Source organism: Streptomyces sp. NBC_00414, assembly GCF_036038375.1.
Taxonomy (GTDB): domain Bacteria; phylum Actinomycetota; class Actinomycetes; order Streptomycetales; family Streptomycetaceae; genus Streptomyces.
The window spans coordinates 3185071-3205907 of record NZ_CP107935.1; the positions used below are offsets into that span (position 1 = coordinate 3185071).

Annotated in this window: 17 protein-coding genes and 1 pseudogene; 7 read left to right on the plus strand and 11 right to left on the minus strand. The window is 70.5% G+C overall.

Annotated features, from left to right (window positions below; all coding sequences use genetic code 11):
- Nucleotides 1–11 precede the first annotated feature (11 nt).
- Both gabT and OHS59_RS13520 read left to right on the plus strand, forming a co-directional pair.
- The gene (gene gabT / locus OHS59_RS13510) at nucleotides 12–1346 is read left to right on the plus strand and encodes a 4-aminobutyrate--2-oxoglutarate transaminase (protein WP_328493659.1); all 1335 of its coding nucleotides are present in this window, start codon (nucleotides 12–14) and stop codon (nucleotides 1344–1346) included.
- A gap of 635 nt (nucleotides 1347–1981) precedes the next feature.
- A complete protein-coding gene (locus OHS59_RS13520) occupies nucleotides 1982–2701 on the plus strand; it encodes a phosphatase PAP2 family protein (protein ID WP_328493660.1) in 720 nt (239 codons plus the stop codon).
- Nucleotides 2702–2719: 18 nt separating this feature from the next.
- On the opposite strand, the gene OHS59_RS13525 is transcribed toward OHS59_RS13520, so the two are convergent.
- The 8 genes from OHS59_RS13525 to OHS59_RS13560 all read right to left on the minus strand — a co-directional run bounded on the left by OHS59_RS13525 (nucleotide 2720) and on the right by OHS59_RS13560 (nucleotide 12500).
- Nucleotides 2720–4474, minus strand: a complete 1755-nt coding sequence (locus OHS59_RS13525; RefSeq protein ID WP_443061630.1) for a chitinase — start codon at nucleotides 4472–4474, stop codon at nucleotides 2720–2722.
- A 242-nt stretch (nucleotides 4475–4716) separates the two neighbouring features.
- Nucleotides 4717–5181, minus strand: coding sequence for a hypothetical protein (locus OHS59_RS13530; protein ID WP_328493662.1), 465 nt, complete (start codon nucleotides 5179–5181; stop codon nucleotides 4717–4719).
- 114 nt (nucleotides 5182–5295) lie between these two features.
- Nucleotides 5296–6738, minus strand: a complete 1443-nt coding sequence (locus tag OHS59_RS13535; RefSeq protein ID WP_328493663.1) for an NAD(P)/FAD-dependent oxidoreductase — start codon at nucleotides 6736–6738, stop codon at nucleotides 5296–5298.
- 29 nt (nucleotides 6739–6767) lie between these two features.
- The gene (locus OHS59_RS13540) at nucleotides 6768–7568 is read right to left on the minus strand and encodes an ABC transporter permease (protein WP_328493664.1); all 801 of its coding nucleotides are present in this window, start codon (nucleotides 7566–7568) and stop codon (nucleotides 6768–6770) included.
- Nucleotides 7569–8498, minus strand: a complete 930-nt coding sequence (locus tag OHS59_RS13545) for an ABC transporter permease (RefSeq protein ID WP_328493665.1) — start codon at nucleotides 8496–8498, stop codon at nucleotides 7569–7571.
- Nucleotides 8498–9688: an ABC transporter ATP-binding protein gene (locus OHS59_RS13550; RefSeq protein WP_443061434.1), complete on the minus strand. Its 1191-nt coding sequence runs from the start codon at nucleotides 9686–9688 to the stop codon at nucleotides 8498–8500. The genes OHS59_RS13545 and OHS59_RS13550 overlap by 1 nt, the downstream gene beginning before the upstream one ends.
- Entirely contained in the window at nucleotides 9685–10929 is a 1245-nt protein-coding gene (locus OHS59_RS13555; RefSeq protein WP_328493666.1) for a polyamine ABC transporter substrate-binding protein, read from the minus strand. The genes OHS59_RS13550 and OHS59_RS13555 overlap by 4 nt, the downstream gene beginning before the upstream one ends.
- A 50-nt stretch (nucleotides 10930–10979) precedes the next feature.
- Nucleotides 10980–12500: a gamma-aminobutyraldehyde dehydrogenase gene (locus tag OHS59_RS13560; protein WP_328493667.1), complete on the minus strand. Its 1521-nt coding sequence runs from the start codon at nucleotides 12498–12500 to the stop codon at nucleotides 10980–10982.
- Between the two features lie 207 nt (nucleotides 12501–12707).
- On the opposite strand from OHS59_RS13560, the gene OHS59_RS13565 reads away from it, so the two are divergent.
- Entirely contained in the window at nucleotides 12708–13289 is a 582-nt protein-coding gene (locus OHS59_RS13565) for an NADAR family protein (protein WP_443061435.1), read from the plus strand.
- Between the two features lie 408 nt (nucleotides 13290–13697).
- On the opposite strand, the gene OHS59_RS13570 is transcribed toward OHS59_RS13565, so the two are convergent.
- Complete coding sequence (locus tag OHS59_RS13570; protein ID WP_328493669.1) at nucleotides 13698–14189, minus strand: DUF4190 domain-containing protein; 492 nt, start codon at nucleotides 14187–14189, stop codon at nucleotides 13698–13700.
- A gap of 328 nt (nucleotides 14190–14517) precedes the next feature.
- Here OHS59_RS13570 and OHS59_RS13575 point away from each other — a divergent pair, with 328 nt between their 5' ends.
- From OHS59_RS13575 to OHS59_RS13590, 4 genes are all read left to right on the plus strand, one after another.
- Nucleotides 14518–15669: an adenosine deaminase gene (locus OHS59_RS13575; RefSeq protein WP_328499191.1), complete on the plus strand. Its 1152-nt coding sequence runs from the start codon at nucleotides 14518–14520 to the stop codon at nucleotides 15667–15669.
- A 25-nt stretch (nucleotides 15670–15694) separates the two neighbouring features.
- Nucleotides 15695–16378, plus strand: coding sequence for a glycerophosphodiester phosphodiesterase (locus OHS59_RS13580; protein WP_328493670.1), 684 nt, complete (start codon nucleotides 15695–15697; stop codon nucleotides 16376–16378).
- A 169-nt stretch (nucleotides 16379–16547) separates the two neighbouring features.
- The gene (locus OHS59_RS13585; RefSeq protein WP_328493671.1) at nucleotides 16548–17795 is read left to right on the plus strand and encodes a glycosyltransferase; all 1248 of its coding nucleotides are present in this window, start codon (nucleotides 16548–16550) and stop codon (nucleotides 17793–17795) included.
- A 94-nt stretch (nucleotides 17796–17889) separates the two neighbouring features.
- Complete coding sequence (locus OHS59_RS13590; protein ID WP_443061436.1) at nucleotides 17890–19086, plus strand: serine hydrolase domain-containing protein; 1197 nt, start codon at nucleotides 17890–17892, stop codon at nucleotides 19084–19086.
- A 61-nt stretch (nucleotides 19087–19147) separates the two neighbouring features.
- Here OHS59_RS13590 and OHS59_RS13595 read toward each other — a convergent pair whose 3' ends face one another.
- Complete coding sequence (locus OHS59_RS13595) at nucleotides 19148–19744, minus strand: PadR family transcriptional regulator (protein ID WP_328493672.1); 597 nt, start codon at nucleotides 19742–19744, stop codon at nucleotides 19148–19150.
- Between the two features lie 210 nt (nucleotides 19745–19954).
- A pseudogene (locus OHS59_RS13600) lies at nucleotides 19955–20728 on the minus strand (SGNH/GDSL hydrolase family protein); the annotation flags it as partial.
- Nucleotides 20729–20837: the final 109 nt, after the last annotated feature.

Below are 20837 nucleotides of genomic sequence, written 5' to 3' on the forward strand. Positions count from 1 at the left end.
GGGAGCCCCTCATGAGCGCAGTTCCGCAGGAGCGCCGCATCGTCACCGCCATTCCCGGCCCGAAGTCGCAGGAACTGCAGGCCCGCCGCACCGCCGCGGTCGCGTCCGGTGTGGGGTCCGTGCTGCCGATCTTCACCGCGCGCGCCGGCGGCGGGATCCTGGAGGACGTCGACGGCAACCGCCTCATCGACTTCGGTTCCGGTATCGCCGTGACGTCCGTCGGCGCCTCCGCCGAGGCCGTCGTGCGCCGGGCCGCCGCCCAGCTCCAGGACTTCACCCACACCTGTTTCATGGTCACGCCGTACGAGGGTTACGTGGCCGTCGCCGAGGCGCTCGCCGAGCTGACCCCGGGCGACCACGCCAAGAAGAGCGCCCTGTTCAACTCCGGCGCCGAGGCCGTCGAGAACGCCGTCAAGATCGCCCGCGCCTACACCAAGCGGCAGGCGGTCGTCGTCTTCGACCACGGCTACCACGGGCGCACCAACCTCACGATGGCGCTGACCGCGAAGAACATGCCGTACAAGCACGGCTTCGGCCCGTTCGCGCCCGAGGTCTACCGCGTGCCGGTGGCGTACGGCTACCGCTGGCCGACCGGTCCGGAGAACGCGGGCGCCGAGGCCGCCGCGCAGGCCATCGACGAGATCACCAAGCAGGTCGGTCCGGACAACGTGGCCGCGATCATCATCGAGCCGGTGCTCGGCGAGGGCGGCTTCATCGAGCCCGCCAAGGGCTTCCTGCCGGCCCTCAGCGAGTTCGCCACGGACAACGGCATCGTCTTCGTCGCCGACGAGATCCAGTCCGGGTTCTGCCGTACCGGCCAGTGGTTCGCGTGCGAGGACGAGGGCATCGTCCCGGACCTGATCACCACCGCCAAGGGCATCGCGGGCGGTCTGCCGCTCGCCGCCGTGACGGGCCGCGCCGAGATCATGGACGCCGCGCACGCGGGCGGCCTCGGCGGCACCTACGGCGGCAACCCGGTGGCCTGCGCCGGCGCGCTCGGCTCCATCGAGACGATGAAGGAGCTGGACCTCAACGCGCGGGCGAAGAACATCGAGTCCGTCATGAAGGCCCGGCTGGGCGCCATGGCCGAGAAGTTCGACATCATCGGCGACATCCGTGGCCGGGGCGCGATGATCGCGATCGAGCTGGTCAAGGACCGTACGACGAAGGAGCCGAACGCGGAGGCGACCGCCGCGCTCGCCAAGGCCTGCCACCAGGAGGGCCTGCTGGTCCTTACCTGTGGCACCTACGGGAACGTGCTGCGCTTCCTGCCGCCGCTGGTCATCGGCGAGGACCTGCTGAACGAGGGCCTCGACATCATCGAGCAGGCTTTTGCCCGTATCTGACCCGCATCTGAGCGAGGTCGCTCTCATCGGTTCCGGTCTCGGGGTCCCGAGGAGCGGGGCGTGTGAAGAAGGTGTGCGAGGTGCATGGCGGGATCCGATTCCGTCTGTCGGACGCCTTCCGGCTGTCGTAGGTTCTACGCAGATGAGAGATGCACCCCGCCCACAGGGGACTGTGGGCGATATCAGGACGGGGCCTCCCCAGCTTCGCCCTGGTCGTGCCTTCGCGCACACAACCGGGGCCTTCGGCTCCGGGTCTCCTCACCGATCGGACAGTCGCTCGCCCCAAACCCCCCGGGGCGCGCGACAACCCGATCAGAACGGCCGCCTCGGCGCCACTTCGTGAACGTCCGCGCGAGCGGGTGGCAGCGAGTGGTGGGTCGGGGTGCCTGTACCACCGAAGGGCTTGCACCTACCCCCCCTGGTGCAAGCCCTTCGGCGCGTCCCGGCCCGGCTGCGGGCCGGCTCTTGTGGTCCGTTCCGCGCTTGTGGTCCGTTTCGCGCTTGTGGTCCGTTTCGCGCTTGTGGTCCGTTCCGCGGCCGGGTGTGGTTCGCGGCTGCGGGTCGCGTGCGGCTGGGCGCGCGGTCCCCGCGCCCCTGACGGGGCCCGGCCGGGTCCTGCTGGCACGCTGTACGGCATGACCAGCGTTCCGGATCGGCGGTCCTCGCCGCATGCCCCCGACAGCGGCAGCCAGGGCGAGGGCGAAGGCCCGCCTGCTGCGGGGAGCCGGGGCCGGGGGCCGGCCCCGCTCGTCCTCCTCCTCCTTCTTCTTCTCTTCGGCCTCCTCACCTGGCAGGTCTGCGTCGACGGTCCGCTGCGCCGGGCGGACGAGCGGCTAGCGCGGACGGTCGAGGGCAGCCGCCTCCCGGAGGGCGCCGCCGAGTTCCTCGCGGACCTCGGCAACATCCAGGTCGCCGTCCCCGTCCTGGCCGCGGTCGCCGCGTACGTCGCCTGGCGGGCTCTGCGTGCGGGCCTCCCCCGCTGGTGGCTGCCACCGCTGGCGGCCCTGATCACCATGGCCGTCGTGCCGCTCCTGGTCGTCCCGCTGAAGGAGGCCGTCGGCCGCACCGGGCCGCCCGGCATGGCGGGTGACGGCTACTACCCCTCGGGGCACACCGCCACGGCCGCCGTCGCCTACGGAGCCGCCGTCCTGCTGCTGCTCCCCTGGCTCCACAACCGCTACCTCCGCCGGGAACTCGTCATCGCCTGCCTGGTCCTGGTGGCAGCCGTGAGCTTGGGCCTGGTCCGCCGCGGCTACCACTGGCCGCTGGACGTGGCGGGGAGCTGGTGCCTGAGCGCCGTGCTGCTGCTGGGACTCTCGATGTTCCTGTCCCGCGGCGGCACGGCGGCTCGGTGATCCGGCAGCCGCGACCCCTCAGCCGAAGTAGCCGTCGAAGTTCTTCGAGAACTCCCAGTCGCCGAAGCGGTCCCAGTTGATCGACCACGTCATCAGGCCGCGCAGGGCGGACCAGGTGCCATGGGTCGCGTACGAACCGCAGTTGGTCTTCTTCGTCAGGCAGTCCAGGGCCTTGTTGGTCTCCGACGGCGGTACGTGTCCGTTGCCCGCGTTCGTCGAGGCCGGCATGCCGATGGCTGTCTGCTCGGGGCGCAGCGGCGGGAAGACGTTGGCCGCGTCGCCCGCCACCGGGAAGCCGGTGAGGAGCATGTCGGTCATGGCGATGTGGAAGTCGGCTCCGCCCATGGAGTGGTACTGGTTGTCGAGGCCCATGACCGGCCCGGAGTTGTAGTCCTGGACGTGCAGGAGGGTCAGGTCGTCGCGCAGGGCGTGGATGACCGGGAGGTAGGCCCCGGCGCGCGGGTCCTGGCCGCCCCACTTGCCCGTTCCGTAGTACTGGTAGCCGAGCTGGACGAAGAACGTCTCCGGGGCCATCGTGAGGACGAAGTCGTCGCCGTACTTGGCCTTGAGGGTCTTCACCGCCGATATGAGGTTCACGATCACCGGTGTCTTCGGGTTCTTGAAGTCGGTGTCGTCGGCGTTCAGGGAGAGCGAGTGTCCCTCGAAGTCGATGTCCAGGCCGTCGAGTCCGTACGTGTCGATGATCTTCGAGACCGAGGAGACGAACGTGTCGCGGGCGGCCGTGGTCGTCAGCTGCACCTGGCCGTTCTGGCCGCCGATCGAGATGAGGACCTTCTTGCCCGCGGCCTGCTTGGCCTTGATCGCCGCCTTGAACTCGGCGTCGGTCTCGACTCCCGGGCACTCGGCGGCCGGGCAGCGGTCGAAGCGGATGTCGCCCGAGGTCGTGGTGGTCGGTTCACCGAAGGCCAGGTCGATCACGTCCCAGCTGTCCGGGACGTCGGCCATCCGCGTGTAGCCGGAGCCGTTGGCGAAGCTCGCGTGGAGGTAGCCGACCAGTGCGTGGGCGGGGAGGTCCGCGGGGTCGCCGCCGCCCGGGCCGGCCGCGGTGGTCGCCGTGACGGCCGGGGACTTCGCGGACTCGCCTGCGGTGTTCACGGCGGTGACCTGGAAGGAGTACGCGGTCGAGGGGGCGAGGCCGTTGACGGTGGTCGAAGTCCCGGTCGGCGTCTGGATCTTCGTCCCGTCGCGGTAGACGGCGTAACCCGTCGCGCCCGGTACCGCGGGCCAGGACAGGCCGACGCCGGTGGACGTGACCGTGCCGACGGTGAGGCCGGTGGGTGCGGCCGGCGGCTGTCCCGCGTCGACGCCGGGGCCGACCAGGGTCACGTCGTCGGCGTGGTAGGCGCCGGTGCCGTACCAGCCGTGCGTGTAGATCGTCACCCGGGTGGTGGAGGGGCCGGTGCGGAAGGTGGTGGCGAGCCGCTGCCAGTCCGGCGCGGACTGGGTCCAGGCGGAGACGTCGGTGGTGCCGGTGCCGCTCGCGCCGAGGTAGACGTAGGCGCCGCGGACGTATCCGGCGAGCGTGTACTGGGAGTCGGGCCGGACGGTCACGGTCTGCGCGCACTGCGCGTTGTCGCTGCCGGCCGGGGTCGCCTTCAGCGCCGAAGCACCGCTGCGGACGGGTGAGCCGACCACGGCACCCGCCGTGCAGGTCCAGCCGTCGAGGCCTGACTCGAACCCGCCGTTGCGGGTCAGGTCCGCGTCGGCCGCACGGGCGGCCGACGAGAGTGCGGTGATACCGGGCACGGCCAGGACGGTGGCCGCGCAGACGGCGAGGACTGCTCTGCGGACTGCTCTGTGGACAGGTCTGCGGACAGATCCGACGCGATCCACGAGTACCTCCCGGCGTGGGGGAATTGGAGGGTGGAGCGCGCCCAACTTGGTCCAGACCAATTATCTTGTCAAGACCTCCGGCAGCTATCCGTCACCGACGGCCGGTCCGTGGTCGACCGCCGGTCCGTGGTCGACGGCCGGTCCGTGGTCGACCGCCGCCATCAGTCGCCGGACCCATCGCGGTCACCCGTCGCCAGGGCCGCCGCGGCCTCGTGCATGGCCAGTTCCAGCAGTGCCGGGTCGGTGAGCGTGCCGGAGCCGTCCGGGGGAATCAGCCAGCGGACCCCGCCGGTCGAGCGCCCGGGATACGGCACGACGATCCACGTACCGCGGCCCGCCGTGCGCACCCCCGTGCCCAGCCAGCGCGCGGCCGTCCCCGGCGGGACGAAGAAACCCATGCGCGCGTCGCCGAAGTCGACGAGTACGGGACCCGGTTGGTCGAGCACGCGGGACAGCACGTCGAGCGTCGGGTAGCCGAGCCGGCCCGGCAGGATGAGCACGTCCCAGAGCCTGCCCGCCGGCAGCAGCGCGATCCCCGCGGGGTTGCGCTCCCACTCCCAGCGGCAGGCCTCGGGATCCGGTGCCACGGATGCCAGCCACTCGACCGCCGTCTTGGCCCCTGTCATGGCGGAACCTCCCTCTCTCGTGTCGACGCTGGTCGCGTCACAGGGGAGAGGGAGGTTCGGGCCGGGCATTACGCGGCTTTCGGCAACGAATTGCGGGAGAGTTCTGCGTCCGTCTCAGCTGTCGAAGCCGAGACCCGCCTTGTCCATCGTCCGCAGCCACAGATTGCGCCGGCCGCCGTGCGCGTCCGCGCGTGCAAGGGACCACTTGGTGAGCGTGATGCCCGTCCACGCGAACGGTTCCGGCGGGAAGGGCATGGGCTTCTTGCGGACCATCTCCAGCGACGTACGCTCCGTGCGCTCCCCCGCCAGCAGGTCGAGCATCACGTCCGCGCCGAACCGGGTCGCGCCCACACCGAGGCCGGTGTAGCCCGCCGCGTAGGCGACCCGGCCCCCGTGCGCCGTACCGAAGAAGGCCGAGAAACGGGAGCACGTGTCGATCGCGCCGCCCCAGGCGTGGGTGAACCGGACGCCTTCGAGCTGCGGGAAGCAGGTGAAGAAGTGCCCGGCGAGCTTCGCGTACGTGTCCGGCCTGTCGTCGTACTCGGCGCGCACCCGGCCGCCGTACGGGTAGACAGCGTCGTAGCCGCCCCACAGGATCCGGTTGTCGGCGGACAGCCGGAAGTAGTGGAACTGGTTCGCCGAGTCCCCGAGCCCCTGCCGGTTCTTCCAGCCGATCGAGGCCAGTTGTCCGGCGGTCAGCGGCTCGGTCATCAGCGCGTAGTCGTAGACCGGGACGGTGTACGGGCGCACGCGCTTGACCAGGTTCGGGAAGATGTTCGTGCCGAGGGCGACCCGGCGGGCGCGCACACTGCCGTACGGCGTGCGGACGGCCATTCCCGCGCCGTACGCCCGCAGGGTGAGCGCGGGCGTGTTCTCGTACACGCGCACCCCCAGTTCGACGCAGGCGCGCTTGAGTCCCCAGGCGAGCTTGGCGGGGTGCAGCATGGCGACGCCCCGGCGGTCGTGCAGACCGCCGAGGAAGGTCGGCGAGTCCACCTGCTCCCGTACGGCTTCGGTGTCCAGGTACTCGACGCCGTCGGCCAGGCCCCGGTCCTGCAACTCCAGGTGCCATTCGCGCAGTTCGGCCGCCTGGTACGGCTCGGTGGCCACGTCGATCTCGCCGGTGCGCTCGAAGTCGCAGTCGAGGGAGTAGCGGGCGACGGTCGCCTCGATGCCGTCGAGGTTGCGCGCGCCCAGCTCCTCCAGCGTGTGGATCTCGTCGGGCCAGCGGGTCAGGCCGTTGGACAGGCCGTGGGTGAGGGAGGCGGCACAGAAACCGCCGTTGCGGCCCGAGGCGGCCCAGCCCACCTCGCGGCCCTCGACCAGGACGACCTCGCGCCCGGGGTCGCGCTCCTTGGCGAGGAGCGCGGTCCACAGTCCGCTGTAGCCACCGCCGACGACGAGCAGGTCACAGGTCTCGACGGTGGTGAGCGCGGGCTCGGGGCGGGGTCTGGCGGGGTCGTCCAGCCAGTACGAGAGCGGCTGGGCGTCGGAAAGCGACTTCGCCCAGTTCCTGTCGGTCCGATTGTTGTCACTGCTCATGGCGCTCGGGGCCATGATTTCAACTCCCAACGAATTCGCTGCGGTTATGCCTTCTGGCGGTTGCGGCGATTACTGATGACCATTCCGGCCAGCACGAACAGTACGGCGACGAGGAACATGGCCGTGCCGATGACATTGATCTGAACGGGTGTTCCGCGCTGTGCCGAACCCCAGACGAACATGGGGAACGTGACGGTGGAGCCGGCGTTGAAATTGGTGATGATGAAGTCGTCGAAGGAGAGCGCGAAAGCGAGCAGCGCTCCCGCGGCGATACCGGGCGCGGCGATGGGCAGCGTGACGCGCAGGAACGTCTGTACGGGACCCGCGTACAGGTCCTGCGCCGCCTGCTCCAGCCGCGGGTCCATCGACATGACACGGGCCTTGACGGCGGTCACCACGAAGCTCAGACAGAACATGATGTGGGCGATCAGGATCGTCCAGAAACCCAGCTGGGCGCCCAGGTTGAGGAAGAGCGTGAGCAGCGAGGCGGCCATGACGACCTCGGGCATCGCCATCGGCAGGAAGATCAGCGAGTTCACGGCGCCGCGTGCCCGGAAGCGGTAGCGGACCAGCGCGAAGGCGATCATCGTGCCGAGGACGGTGGCGCCCAGGGTCGCCCAGGCGGCGATCTGCAGGCTCAGTGAGAGCGAGCCGCACAGGTCCGCCACCCCGCAGGGATCGGTCCAGGCGTCCGTGGAGAACTGCTGCCATTCGTAGTTGAAGCGCCCCTTGGGGTTATTGAAGGAGAAGACCGTGACGACGATGTTCGGCAGCAGCAGATAACCGAGCGTCAGCAGACCCGCGATGACGACGAGACGGCGTTTGAACCAGCGCAAGAGGCCCATCTAAACCAGATCCTCCGTCCCGGACTTGCGGATGTAGAGCGTGACGATGGCGAGGATCCCCGCCATGAGAATGAACGAGAGCGCAGCGGCCGTCGGATAGTCGAGAATGCGCAGGAACTGCGTCTGGATGACGTTTCCGACCATGCGGGTGTCGGTGGAGCCGAGCAGATCGGCGTTCACGTAGTCGCCGCTCGCCGGGATGAACGTGAGCAGCGTCCCGGAGACGACGCCGGGCATCGACAGCGGGAAGGTCACCTTGCGGAAGGTGGTGAAGGGGCGCGCGTACAGGTCGCCGGCCGCCTCGTGCAGCCGCCCGTCGATGCGTTCGAGGGAGGTGTAGAGCGGAAGGATCATGAACGGCAGGAAGTTGTACGTGAGACCGCAGACCACGGCGAGCGGGGTGGCCAGCACGCGGTCCCCGGCCGTGGCGCCGAGCCAGCTGGTGACGTCCAGGACGTGCAGTGTGTTGAGGACGCCGACGACCGGGCCGCTGTCCGCGAGGATCGTCTTCCAGGCGAGCGTACGGATCAGGAAGCTGGTGAAGAACGGCGCGATCACCAGGATCAGGATCAGGTTGCGCCAGCGGCCCGCACGGAACGCGATCAGATACGCGAGCGGATAGCCGAGCAGCAGACACAGGATCGTGGCGGTACCCGCGTAGGCGATGGAGCGCAGGAACTGCGGCCAGTAGTCGGCCACCGCGTCCCAGTAGGTCGCGAAGTGCCAGGTGACCTGGTAGCCGTCCTCCAGGGAGCCCGTCTGCACGGACGTGGAGGCCTGATAGACCATCGGCAGCGCGAAGAAGACGACCAGCCAGAGGATGCCGGGGAGCAGCAGCCAGTACGGGGTGAGGCGGCCCCTCTTGCGAGGGGGGCGCTCCTTCGGGGCGGGTGTCGGCGCCAGGGGTGGCGCGTCGGTGACGGTCGCCATCAGGCCGCCGCCCCCTCTTCCTCGACGGTCTCGATACCGGCATCGATGTCCTGGGCGGCGTCGAGGCCGAAGGTGTGCGCCGGGTTCCAGTGCAGAACGACTTCGGCGCCGGGTACGAGCCGGGGGTCGCGGTCGATGTTCTGGGCGTAGACCTCGAACTCCGGGCAGACCGGGCTGTCGATGACGTACTGCGTGGAGACGCCGATGAAACTGGAGTCGGCGATCGTGCCGGTGATGCGGTTGCGGCCGGCCGGGATCTCGCCCGCCTCGTCGGCGTGCGTGAGGGAGATCTTCTCGGGGCGGACCCCCACCAGGACCTTGCCGCCGGTCGTCGTGGGCGCCGAACATCGGGCCTCGGGCAGGACGAGCTTGCCGCCGCCCGCCCTGAGGACGATCTCGTCGCCGCTCCGGGCGTCGACCTCGGCCTCGATGAGGTTGGAGGTGCCGAGGAAGTTGGCGACGAACGTGGTGTTCGGGTTCTCGTAGAGGTCGGCGGGCGAGCCGAGCTGCTCGACGCGGCCCGCGTTCATCACGGCGACCGTGTCGGCCATGGTCATGGCCTCCTCCTGGTCGTGCGTGACGTGGATGAAGGTGATGCCGACCTCGGTCTGGATGCGCTTGAGCTCCAGCTGCATCTGGCGGCGCAGTTTGAGGTCGAGGGCGCCGAGGGGCTCGTCGAGGAGGAGCACCCTGGGGGTGTTGATCAGCGCGCGGGCCACGGCGACGCGCTGCTGCTGGCCGCCGGAGAGCTGGTGCGGCTTCTTGCGGGCCTGCTCGCCCAGCTGGACGAGGTCGAGCATGTCCACGACGCTCTTCTTCACGGACTTGATGCCGCGCCGGCGCAGACCGAAAGCGACGTTCTCGAAGATGTCGAGGTGCGGGAAGAGGGCGTACGACTGGAAGACGGTGTTCACCGGGCGCCGGTACGGGGGCAGGTTCGTCACGTCCTGGTCGCCGAGGAAGACCGTGCCGGAGGAAGGTTCCTCCAGGCCGGCGATCATGCGCAGCGTGGTGGTCTTGCCGCAGCCCGACGCTCCCAGGAGGGCGAAGAAGGAGCCCTGGGGAACGGTCAGGTCGAGCGGCTGGACGGCGGTGAAGGAGCCGTAGGTCTTGCTGATGCCCGAGAGGCGGACGTCGCCGCCGGCCTCCGCGCCGTTGTGCGCACTGTTGTTGGTGGTCACGGTGATCACGCCCCCGTCAGCTTTGCGAACTTCTCTTCGTACGCCGTCTCTTCCTTGGTGCTCAGGGAGCGGAAGGAGTGCGACTTGGCCGCCATCGCGGCGTCGGGAATGATCAGCGGGTTATTGGCCGCCGACTTGTCGATCTTCGCCAGTTCGGGCTTCACACCGTCGACGGGACAGACGTAGTTGATGTACGCGGCCAGCTGGGCTGCCGGACCGGGCTCGTAGTAGTAGTCGATGAGCCGTTCGGCGTTGGACTTGTGCCGCGCCTTGTTGGGGACCAGCAGGTTGTCCGTGGACGTCAGATAGCCGCTGTCCGGGATGAGGAAGTCGACGTCCGGGCTGTCCGCCTTGAGCTGGACGACGTCGCCGGCCCAGGCCAGACAGGCCGCGAGGTCGCCCTTGGTGAGGTCGGACGTGTAGTCGTTGCCGGTGAAGCGGCGGATCTGGCCCTTGTCGACGGCCTTCTGCAGCCGGGCGATCGCCGCGTCGAAGTCGTCGTCCGTGAACTTCGCCGGGTCCTTGTCCAGGTCGAGCAGCGTCATGCCGACGCTGTCGCGCATCTCGGACAGGAGGCCGATACGCCCCTTGAGCCTGGGGTTGTCGAGCATGTCGGAGAGGGACGTCACCTCCACGCCGTCCAGCGCCTTCTTGTTGTAGGCGATGACGGTGGAGATACCGGTCCAGGGATACGAGTACGCGCGTCCCGGGTCCCAGTCGGGGGTGCGGAACTGCTGGGAGAGGTTGGCGTAGGCGTGGGGCAGGTTGGACGCGTCCAGTTTCTGCACCCAGCCGAAGCGGATCAGCCGCGCGGCCAGCCAGTCGGTGACGCAGATGAGGTCGCGCCCGGTGTCCTGGCCCGCCGCGAGCTGCGGCTTGAGCTTCCCGAAGAACTCGACGTTGTCGTTGATGTCCTCGGTGTACTTGACCTTGATGCCGGTGCGTTCGGCGAACTCGTCGAGCGTCGGGTGCCGCTTCTCGCTGTCGTCGACGTCCATGTACTCGGTCCAGTTGGAGAAGTTGATCTGCTTCTCCTTGGCCGAGTGGTCCTCGGACGAGACGCCCGCGGTGTTCTTCGCCGCGGGGATCCCGCAGGCGCTCAAGGTCCCCAGTCCGCCGAGGGCGAGCGCGCCGCCCGTCGAGGCGCGCAGCAGCGAACGGCGGCTGAGGGAGGCCCTGCCATGGCGAAAACTGCGCCGCATGGCGGCCAGTCGGGCCGGGGACAGTTGATCGGGCTCGTACTGCTCCATGCTCGTGGTGCCCTTTCGGGAGGGTTCGGCCTGGTCCGGGCCGATGGCGACTAACGGTCCCCGAAGATCGTGCGGTGCCAGTCCTTCCTGGCCACCGCCGTGTTGTCGAACATGACGTGCTTGATCTGTGTGTACTCCTCGAACGAGTACGAGGACATGTCCTTGCCGAAGCCGGACGCCTTGTAACCGCCGTGGGGCATCTCGCTGATGATCGGGATGTGGTCGTTGACCCACACGCAGCCCGCCTTGATCTCGCGCGTGGCCCGGTTCGCCCGGTACACGTCACGGCTCCACGCGGAGGCGGCGAGACCGTACGGGGTGTCGTTGGCGAGCCGGATGCCTTCGTCGTCGCTGTCGAAGGGCACCACCACCAGGACCGGGCCGAAGATCTCGGACTGCACGATCTCGCTGTCCTGGGCGGCGTCGGCCACGAGCGTCGGCCGGTAGTAGGCACCGTGCTCAAGGCCCTTGGGGATCTCCCCGCCGGTGACCACGCGCGCGTAGGAGCGCGCCCGGTCGACGAAAGCGGCGACACGGTCGCGCTGGGCGAACGAGATGAGCGGCCCGAGGTCGGTGTCCGGCGCGAACGGATCGCCGAGCCGGACGCTCTCCATGAGCTCCGCGGTCCTCGAAACGAACTCTTCGTAGAGGGGCCTCTGCACGTACGCGCGCGTGGCGGCCGTGCAGTCCTGGCCCGTGTTGATGAGCGCGCCCGCGACCGCGCCGTGCACGGCGGCCTCCAGGTCCGCGTCGTCGAAGACCACGAAGGGCGCCTTGCCGCCGAGTTCCAGGTGGAGGCGCTTGACGGTGGAGGTGGCGATCTCGGCGACGCGCCTGCCGACGGCGGTGGACCCGGTGAAGGAGGTCATGACGACGTCGGGATGCCCGACGAGGTGCTCACCGGCGTCCCTCCCCGCCCCCGTGACGATGTTGACGACACCGTCGGGAATGCCCGCCAGGGTCGCGGCCTCGGCGAACAGCAGGGAGGTGAACGGGGTCAGCTCGGCGGGCTTGAGGACGATCGTGTTGCCCGCGGCGATCGCCGGGAGGACCTTCCAGGCCGCCATCTGGAGTGGGTAGTTCCAGGGGGCGATGGACCCGACCACCCCGATGGGCTCCCGCCGTACGTACGAGGTGTGGTCGCCGGAGTACTCACCGGCGGACTGGCCCTGCAGATGCCGGGCGGCGCCCGCGAAGAAGGCGGTGTTGTCGATCGTGCCCGGGACGTCGAACTCCCGGGTCAGCTTGATCGGCTTGCCGCACTGCAGGGACTCCGCCTGAGCGAACTCCTCGGCACGGTCGGCGAGCACGGCGGCGAAGCGGTGCATGGCGTCGGAGCGCTCGCCCGGGGTGGCCCCGGACCAGCCGGGGAACGCCTCCCGGGCGGCCCCGACCGCCGCGTCCACGTCGTCCGTGCCCGCCAGCTCGTACGTGTGGATCTCGTCGCCGGTGGCGGGGTCGACGACCGTGTGGCTCCGGCCGGACGTCCCCTTGGCCGGCCGGCCCGCGATGTACTGCGCGCCGTCCGCGAAACGGTCCTGCGCCTGGAAGCGATGGCCCGGATTGTGCATGTCGCTCTCCTCCGCCGCCCGCCCCGCAACCCGGGGGTCGGCGTAGCTCCAGCTCGATTTGAGTGCCGATCCTGACAGAGCAATGGTGCTCCAACAAGTGATTCCGTTGTTGCCTTTTGGTTACGCAACGGAATCTGTCGACCAGGTGTCGAGTCGCTGAGGAAAAGGCGGGACGGATTGTCAGTGGTGCGTGCCAGACTCGCGTGCATGGGGGAGATCGAATTTCACACCGATTCGCCGTTCCACTCCCGGGACACGCTGATCAGCGCGGTCCGGGCGGGCGCGAAGGTCAAGTACCTGCACTTCTGGGGCCACCGCCCCCGCCCGGACGGTCGCATCGGATCGAGCTGTCTGAGCCAGTGGTGGCCGTCGCCGTTCACGGTGGACGGGGTGGAGTACCGGACGGCCGAGCACTGGATGATGGCGCGGAAGGCGCGGCTCTTCGGTGACGCGGAGGCGGAGCGGCTCGCGCTGGACGCGGCGAATCCCGCGCTCGCGAAGAAGGCCGGGCGGCTGGTCCGGGGCTTCGACGAGGCTGTGTGGGAGCGGGAGCGGTTCGGGATCGTGGTCCAGGGAAGCGTGGCGAAGTTCGCGTCGGACGACGGACTTCGCGGGTTCCTGCTGGGCACGCACGGGAGGGTGCTGGTCGAGGCCAGTCCCATGGACCGCGTGTGGGGCATCGGGCTGGCCGCGGACGATGTGCGGGCGTCCGACCCCACCCGCTGGCAGGGCCCGAACCTACTGGGCTTCGCCCTGATGGAGGCCCGAGACCGCTTGCGCTCGGCTTGAACCCCAACGAGCGACCCGGCTGAGGCTGCCCACACCCGCGCCCCCGGTGGGGGCTGGCCGCGCCGTTCCCCGCGCCCTTGAAGGGGCCGGTTCGTGGGGCGGCCCCTTCAGGGACACAGGAACTGCGCGCTCAGCCACAACACACCCGCACCAGAAACCCACCGCCCCCACCCACCAAGGGGCGCGGGGAACGGCGCGGCCAACCCAAAGAGACCCGCACCAGACACCCACCCTCACCCCCACCCACCCAGGGGCGCGGGGAACTGCGCGACCAGCCCAAACGGACCCGCACCAGACAACGCGCGTCAGCCCCCGGCGCTCAGGGGCGCGGGGAACGGCGCGGCCAACCCCCACCGGTCCGCAGCCGACACACGGCCGATACACAGCCCGCCCCCGGCCAGGGGAACCTCAGCCGTCGACAGACAAAGACGCGCTGAAGCCCTCTCCCCCGCCCCCCGAGTCGCTCTCGGAATCCTCCGGCATCACCAGAAACACCACCAAAAAGGCGATCGCCAGCGCGACACCGACCGCCCCACAGATGATCCCCGCCAGCGCCTGCCCCGGATTCGTCGCCTCCCCCCGCCGAACCTTCCCCCGCCCGATCCCCCCGAAGATCAGCGCGAGAACCCCGCACACGATCGCCACCGGCCACAGGCAGAACCCGACCGCCGCGATGATCCCGAGCACGAGCGACGCGGTGCCCATCCCGTTGCTCGGCGCCATGGGCATCCCGGACCAGCCGTACCCGGGCGGCCCGCCCTGCGCATAGCCGGGACCACCGTGCGCGCCTCCGTAGGAGGGCCCGTGGTGGTGGCCATGGGTGTGGGCGGGGTAGACCGGATAGCCGTACCCGTACGGCACCTGCCCCGGCCCGCCCGGAGCGATGGGCGGCGGCGGCACGGCGGATCCCCCCGGAGGCGCGAACGGATCCTGGGGAACCGAACCCGCCCCGGGGAACGAGGTGACGGTCTGCTGGTCGTGCACCGAGGACGGCGAGACCGGTATGGGCGGAGCCCAGGGATTCGGCTCGACGGAAGGCCCGGCCGGAGGCCCGGCGGCAGGCCCGACGGGAGGCCCTGCCGGAGCTCCGGCGGGAGATCCGGCGGGAGATCCGGCGGAAGGTTCGACAGGCGGCTTGCCCAGCGACACCCGCGGCTCATCGGCCGGCACACCCGGTGTCTGCGCGTCCTCGGACATGCACGGAGTCCCCTCTGTCGTACGTGGCGTCATGCTACGGCCCGAGCCTCCCCTCGCGCGGACCGCGGCCTACGATGATCCTCGAACCACCGATCAGCCGATCACCCGCGTCCGCCGCACACCGGCCGGGCGCCGTTCCTGGGGAGGAACCTTGACCGACCTGCACGCCTTCATCGCCGGACTGCCCAAAGCCGAACTCCACGTGCACCACGTCGGCTCGGCCTCCCCCCGGATCGTCTCCGAACTGGCCGCCCGCCACCCCGACTCCAAGGTGCCGTCGGACCCCGAGGCCCTGGTCGACTACTTCACGTTCACGGACTTCGCCCACTTCATCGACGTGTACCTGTCCGTCGTCGACCTGATCCGCACACCCGAGGACGTACGCCTCCTGACGTACGAGGTCGCCCGTGACATGGCCCGGCAGCAGATCCGCTACGCCGAGCTGACGATCACGCCGTTCTCGTCGACCCGTCGCGGTATCGACGAGGGTGCCTTCATGGACGCGATCGAGGACGCCCGCACGGCCGCCGAGGCCGACTTCGGCACCGTCCTGCGGTGGTGCTTCGACATCCCGGGCGAGGCGGGACTCGAATCCGCCGAGGAGACGGTCCGGCTCGCCACCACCGACAAGATCCGCCCGGAGGGCCTGGTCTCCTTCGGGCTCGGCGGGCCCGAGATCGGCGTACCCCGGCCGCAGTTCAAGCCGTACTTCGACCGTGCGATCGCGGCCGGCCTGCACTCCGTACCACACGCGGGCGAGACGACGGGACCGGAGACGGTCTGGGACGCGCTGACGGATCTGCGGGCCGAGCGCATCGGCCACGGCACGACCTCCGCCCAGGATCCCAAGCTCCTCGCGCACCTCGCCGAGCACCGGATCCCGCTGGAGGTCTGCCCCACCTCCAACATCGCCACCCGCGCGGTCCGCACCCTCGACGAGCACCCCATGAAGAGGTTCGTGGAGGCCGGCGTCGTCGTCACCGTCAACTCCGACGACCCGCCGATGTTCGGCACCGACCTCAACAACGAGTACGCGGTCGCCGCCCGTCTCCTGGACCTCGACGAGCGGGGCCTGGCCGCGCTCGCCAAGAACGCCGTCGACGTCTCCTTCCTGGACAGCGCCGGCAAGGCGGCGCTCGCCGCGGAGATCGACACGTACACCGCCGGGTGGCTCGCGCCCTGAACCGGCGCACCAGCACAATGGGCCGATGCGTACCGTGACTGCCGTGGCCCATCGCGGCGACCCCTACCGCGTCCGTGAGAACACGGTCGACTCCCTGCGTTCCGCGTTCCGACAGGGCGCGGACGCCGTGGAGATCGACGTCCGGCTGACCCGCGACGACGTGCCCGTGCTGCTGCACGACGCCACACTGAAGCGGCTGTGGGAGCAGGACCGGCCGCTGCTGTCGCTCTCCGCCGACGAGGTGCGGGGGCTGACTTCGGGCGGGATTCCCACCCTGGAGGAGGCCTTCAAGGCGGCGGACGAGGGCCGGTTCATGGTCGACCTGCCCGGTCCGGCGGACGCGCGCGCCGTCCGCCGGATCGTCGGCGCCATCCATGATCTGGGCGCCCAGGAGCGCGTGTACTACAGCGCGGGCGCCCGGAGCATGCTCGCCGTCCGCGCGGCCGACCCCGCCGCGGAGATCGCCCTGACCTGGACGAGCCTCGCACCGCCGCGGCCCGCGCTGCTCGACGCGGTGCGGCCGCGCTGGCTCAACTACCGCTTCGGGCTGGCGAGTCGTGATCTCGTGGCCCGGGTCCACCGGGACGGATACCTGGTCTCGGTGTGGACGCCCGACACCCGGCGGTCCATGCGACGGCTCCTCGAAGCGGGCGTCGACTCGATCACGACGAACCGCCTCGACACCCTGCGGTCCCTCCGGACGTCCTGAGGCTCGATCACTCCGGACAGAAAAAGGGCCCGGACAGAACAAAAGGCAAGGAGCGCGATCTCCTTGCCACTCTCAAGCTATAGCCCACCGGGGGGCTTGCGGCAAGACCGGGGGTGTCCCGCAGAATCGGCGGCCCAAAGCCGGAATCCGCGGACATGGGGGTCACGACGTGCGTGTGCTGCTGACGACTTGGGGATCGCGCGGAGACGTCGAACCGCTGGCCGCACTGGCGGCGCGGCTGCGGGAACTCGGCGCGCGGGTACGGGTGTGCGCGCCGCCCGACGAGGAGTTCGCGGTGCTGCTGGCACGTGCCGGTGTGCCGCTGGTGCCGCTCGGCCCGTCGGTGCGCTCGGTGGTCGCCGGTACGAGGCCACCGACGGCGAAGGACGCGTTCCGGCTCGCTCCCGAGCTGGTCGCGGCCCGGTTCGACACGCTCACCACGGCGGCCGAGGGATGTGACGCGCTGCTGGCGACCGGCCTGATGCCGGCCGGCGCCCGGGACGTGGCCGAGAAGCTGGGCATCCCTTACGTGCTCGCGTGCTTCCACACGCTGGGCCTGCCGTCGCGGCACTTCCCTCCGGGAAGGCGGCCGGGCACACCGTCGCCGGAGGGCGAGACCGACAACCGGGTGCTGTGGGAGCAGGACGCCCAGCGGGTGAACGCCTTGTACGGGGAGGCACTCAACAGCGGCCGGGCGGCGATCGGCCTGCCGCCGGTGGACAACGTCCGTGACCACGTCCTCACCGGCCGGCCGTGGCTGGCGGCGGACCCGACGCTGTGTCCGTCACAGGGCATGACGGACCTCGACCCCGTACAGACCGGGGCGTGGATCCTGCCCGACGACCGGCCGCTCCCGAAGGAGCTGGAGGCGTTCCTCGACGCGGGCGAACCGCCGGTGTACGTGGGCTTCGGCAGCATGGCCGCACACGCCCCGCAGGACATCGCCCGGGTGGCCACGGAGGCGAGCCGCGCGCAGGGCCGACGGGTGCTGTTCGCCCGTGGCTGGGCGGACCTGGCCGCGATCGACGACTCCGACGACTGCTTCGTCGTGGGCGAGGTCAACCAGCAGGCGCTGTTCCGCCGGGTGGCCGCCGTCGTGCACCACGGCGGCGCGGGTACGACGACCACGGCGGCCCTGGCCGGTGCGCCCCAGGTGGTGGTCCCCAGGATCGCGGACCAGCCGTACTGGGCGAGGCGGGTGGCCGAGCTGGGCATCGGCGCCGCGCACGAGGGCCCGGTACCGACCTCCGATTCGCTGTCGGCCGCGCTCACCACGGCCCTGGCGCCGCGGACCCGCGAACGGGCGGGGGCCGTGGCCGGCACGATCCGCACCGACGGGGCGACGGTGGCCGCGAAACTGCTGCTCGACACCCCCCTCCGGGACCACCGGGTGCGGAGCTCTAAGGGAAATCCCTGACAACACCCTTGCCCGGTACGGCAGTTGCTCGGGGGCCGGACCAGGGTCGCCGCCCTCCCGGAGGAGGATCCGCGGTACGGCGTACGGCCGGAGGATGAAGGTCGTCGATCACTCCGGGAGTCACCTGATGCATGCCCGTATCCGTACCGCCTGTGCCGCCCTCGTGGTGCTGGGCCTGGCCGCGGGCCCCCTGGCCGGGACCGCCCTCGCCGCCTCCCCCACGGCCTCGTTACAGGAGGCCGTGGCTCGGGGCTCGGTGGATCCGGCCACCGGCAGGGCCCTGCGCGCCGCGATCGAGGGGCTTCCGGACGACGACGCGACGGCGGCACTCGTCCGGGTGTCGGGCAAGGACGGCACCTGGCGGGACAGTGCCGGGGTGCACGATCTGCCGAGCCGGCGCGAGGCGCTGGAGGACGGGCGCTTCCGAGCCGGTTCCACGACGAAGGTCGTCACCGCTGCCGTGGTGCTCCAGCTCGCCGCCGACGGTGAGCTGGACCTGGACGGGCACGTCCAGACGTACCTCCCCGGCCTCCTCTCGAAGGCCTTCGAGCCCATCACCGTGCGGCAGCTGCTCACCTTCACCAGCGGTCTGAAACCGGGCGCGACTCTCGGGGACGTGAACGGCGAGGGGTTCGAAAGGCGGTACGAGACGCTGACGCCCGAGGAGGTGGTGGCCGCCTCGGTCGCCCAGGGTCCCGCCTTCTGCCCCGGCAAGCGGCAGAACTACAGCAACATCGACTACACGGTGCTGGGCCTGCTCATAGAGAAGGTCACCGGCGACTCGTACGAGCACCAAGCGGCGGTACGGGTGCTGCGGCCGGCCGGGATGCGGCACACGTCCTTCCCCGGCGGCCCCGACCCGCGCATCCACGGCCCGCACAACCGCGGCTACCAGAAGCTGGCGGACGGCAGGCTGGTGGACGCCACCGAGTGGAACATGTCGGACCGGTGGGCCGCCGGCGACATGATCTCCACCACGGCGGACCTGGAGCGGCTTCTCCACGCGCTGTTCCGGGGCCGGCTGGTCCCCCGGCCACTCCTGGACAAGGAGATGTTCACGCTCCCCGACGTGCCGGGCGCGACCATGAGCGCCGGCCTCCAGCGGTTCGACATGGGCGACGGCAGGATCGTCTGGGCGAAGTCGGGTGCGCGGCCCGGGTACAGCACACTCGTCGCGGCCACCCGTGATCTGTCCCGCACGCTCGTGTACTCGGTCAACGCGACCGACGCGAAGTCGGAGGACATGAACCCGGTGGCCGAACGGATCGTACGGGCGGCGTTCGGCGGGTGAGACCGGCCGCGGCGGACGGACCCCGCCCTCGGAAGCGGGGCGGGGAGCCGCGGTCACCCGGTCAGCCGCGCGTCCGGGCCGGTCCGCCGAGGGCCTCGGCACGCTGCGCGAGGCGCTTCAGGACGGTCTCGCCCCAGTGGAGGTTGCCGCGTTCCAGGGCGATGCCGCCCTGGAGGGTGAGGTAGGGGCCGATGCGGTCGGCGGACGCGAGGTACTCGTCCTCGGTGCGTCCGGCCAGCATGCGTTCCCGCATGCGCAGATAGCGGGCGAGTTTGGCGTCGGACCGCTCCACGCGCTCGGCGACCGCGGTCCGTACGGCCTCGATGTCCTCGGCGTCCCCGATGTCGACGCACTGGACCTTGACCATCAGCTCGTCCCTGATGGCCAGGGGCTTCGCGGGGCCCTCGGTGACGAACGCGCGCAGGACCCGGCGTCCGGCCTCGGTGAGCGAGAAGAGCCGCTTGTTGGGCCGGCGCTCCTGCTGGACGACACGGGCGGAGACGAGCCCGTCCCCCTCCATACGCTCCAGTTCGCGGTAGAGCTGCTGGGGGGTGGCCATCCAGAAGTTGGCGACCGAGGCCTCGAAGCCCTTCGCGAGGTCGTACCCGGACGCCTCGCCCTCCAGAAGCGCGGCCATCACCGCGTTGCGCAACGCCATGAGCCCAAGCTAGCACCGGGTTGATTAGTCAAGGACGCGACTACTGCTGCCCGGACCGCCCTGACCTGGGACCTGGCGAAGGGCCTGCCCCGGTTCGGCGGGCGCGGGCGCAGGCGCGACGGCGGGCGCAGGGGCGGGCGCGGGCGCCACAGCGGGCGCGGGGAATTCGGCAGCCGCAGCCGCAGCCGCATCCGTCTCGAAAAGAAGCGGCGGCAGCAGAGTCGGCCGCTTCGCCTGCCGGCCGTCGCCCGAGGACCGGCCCCGGACCCGGCGCAGGAGCCAGGGTCCCAGGAAGCCGCCGACCCAGCGCAGCTCCGCCCCGACGACCCGCAGACGCGTGGCCGCCGACGCGCCGGGAGACAGCGGCAGCGGCTGCGTCCAGGTGTCGTCGCTGCCGGGCAGGCCGAACGCGTGCGCGACCGCGGCGGCGATGCGCTCATGGCCGAGCGGGCTCGCGTGCAGCCGGTCCGGGCTCCACAGCCGGGGGTCCGTCACCACCTCGTGGGCGGACATGTCGGCGATGACCACTCCGTGCCGTCCGGCCGCCTCCCGGATACGGGCGTTGAGGGCGAGGACCCGGGGGCCGAGCGGCCGGGCCAGCGGGGTCAGCCGCCCGATGTCGGGAAAGGTGACCGTCGCGACGCGGGCGCCCTGCCCGGTCAGCGCGGCGAACATCGCCTCCAGGTGGCCGCCCACCTCGTCCGCGTCGAAGCGGCGCCGCAGCAGGTCGTTCATCCCGGCGACCACGGTGGCCAGATCGGGCCGCAGCGCGAGGGCGGCCGGGAGCTGCTCGGCACGCACCTGTCCCGCGAGACGTCCGCGGACGGCGAGATTGGCGTACAGAAGATCCGGTGACCCCTTCGCCAGCTCCTCGGCCAGCCGGTCGGCGCACCCGCGCAGCCCTCGCACGTCGTCGCCGTCACCGAGTCCCTCGGTCTGACTGTCCCCAAGGGCGACGTACCGCAGATATCCGCTGTCGGACATGGGGTGACCACCTTTCTCCATAGCCCACTAATACCCTATTCACATTGTTGACTATGACAAGGGGCGGGAGAACGCGTCCTCCCGGTCGGCCCACGATGACCTGATTCAT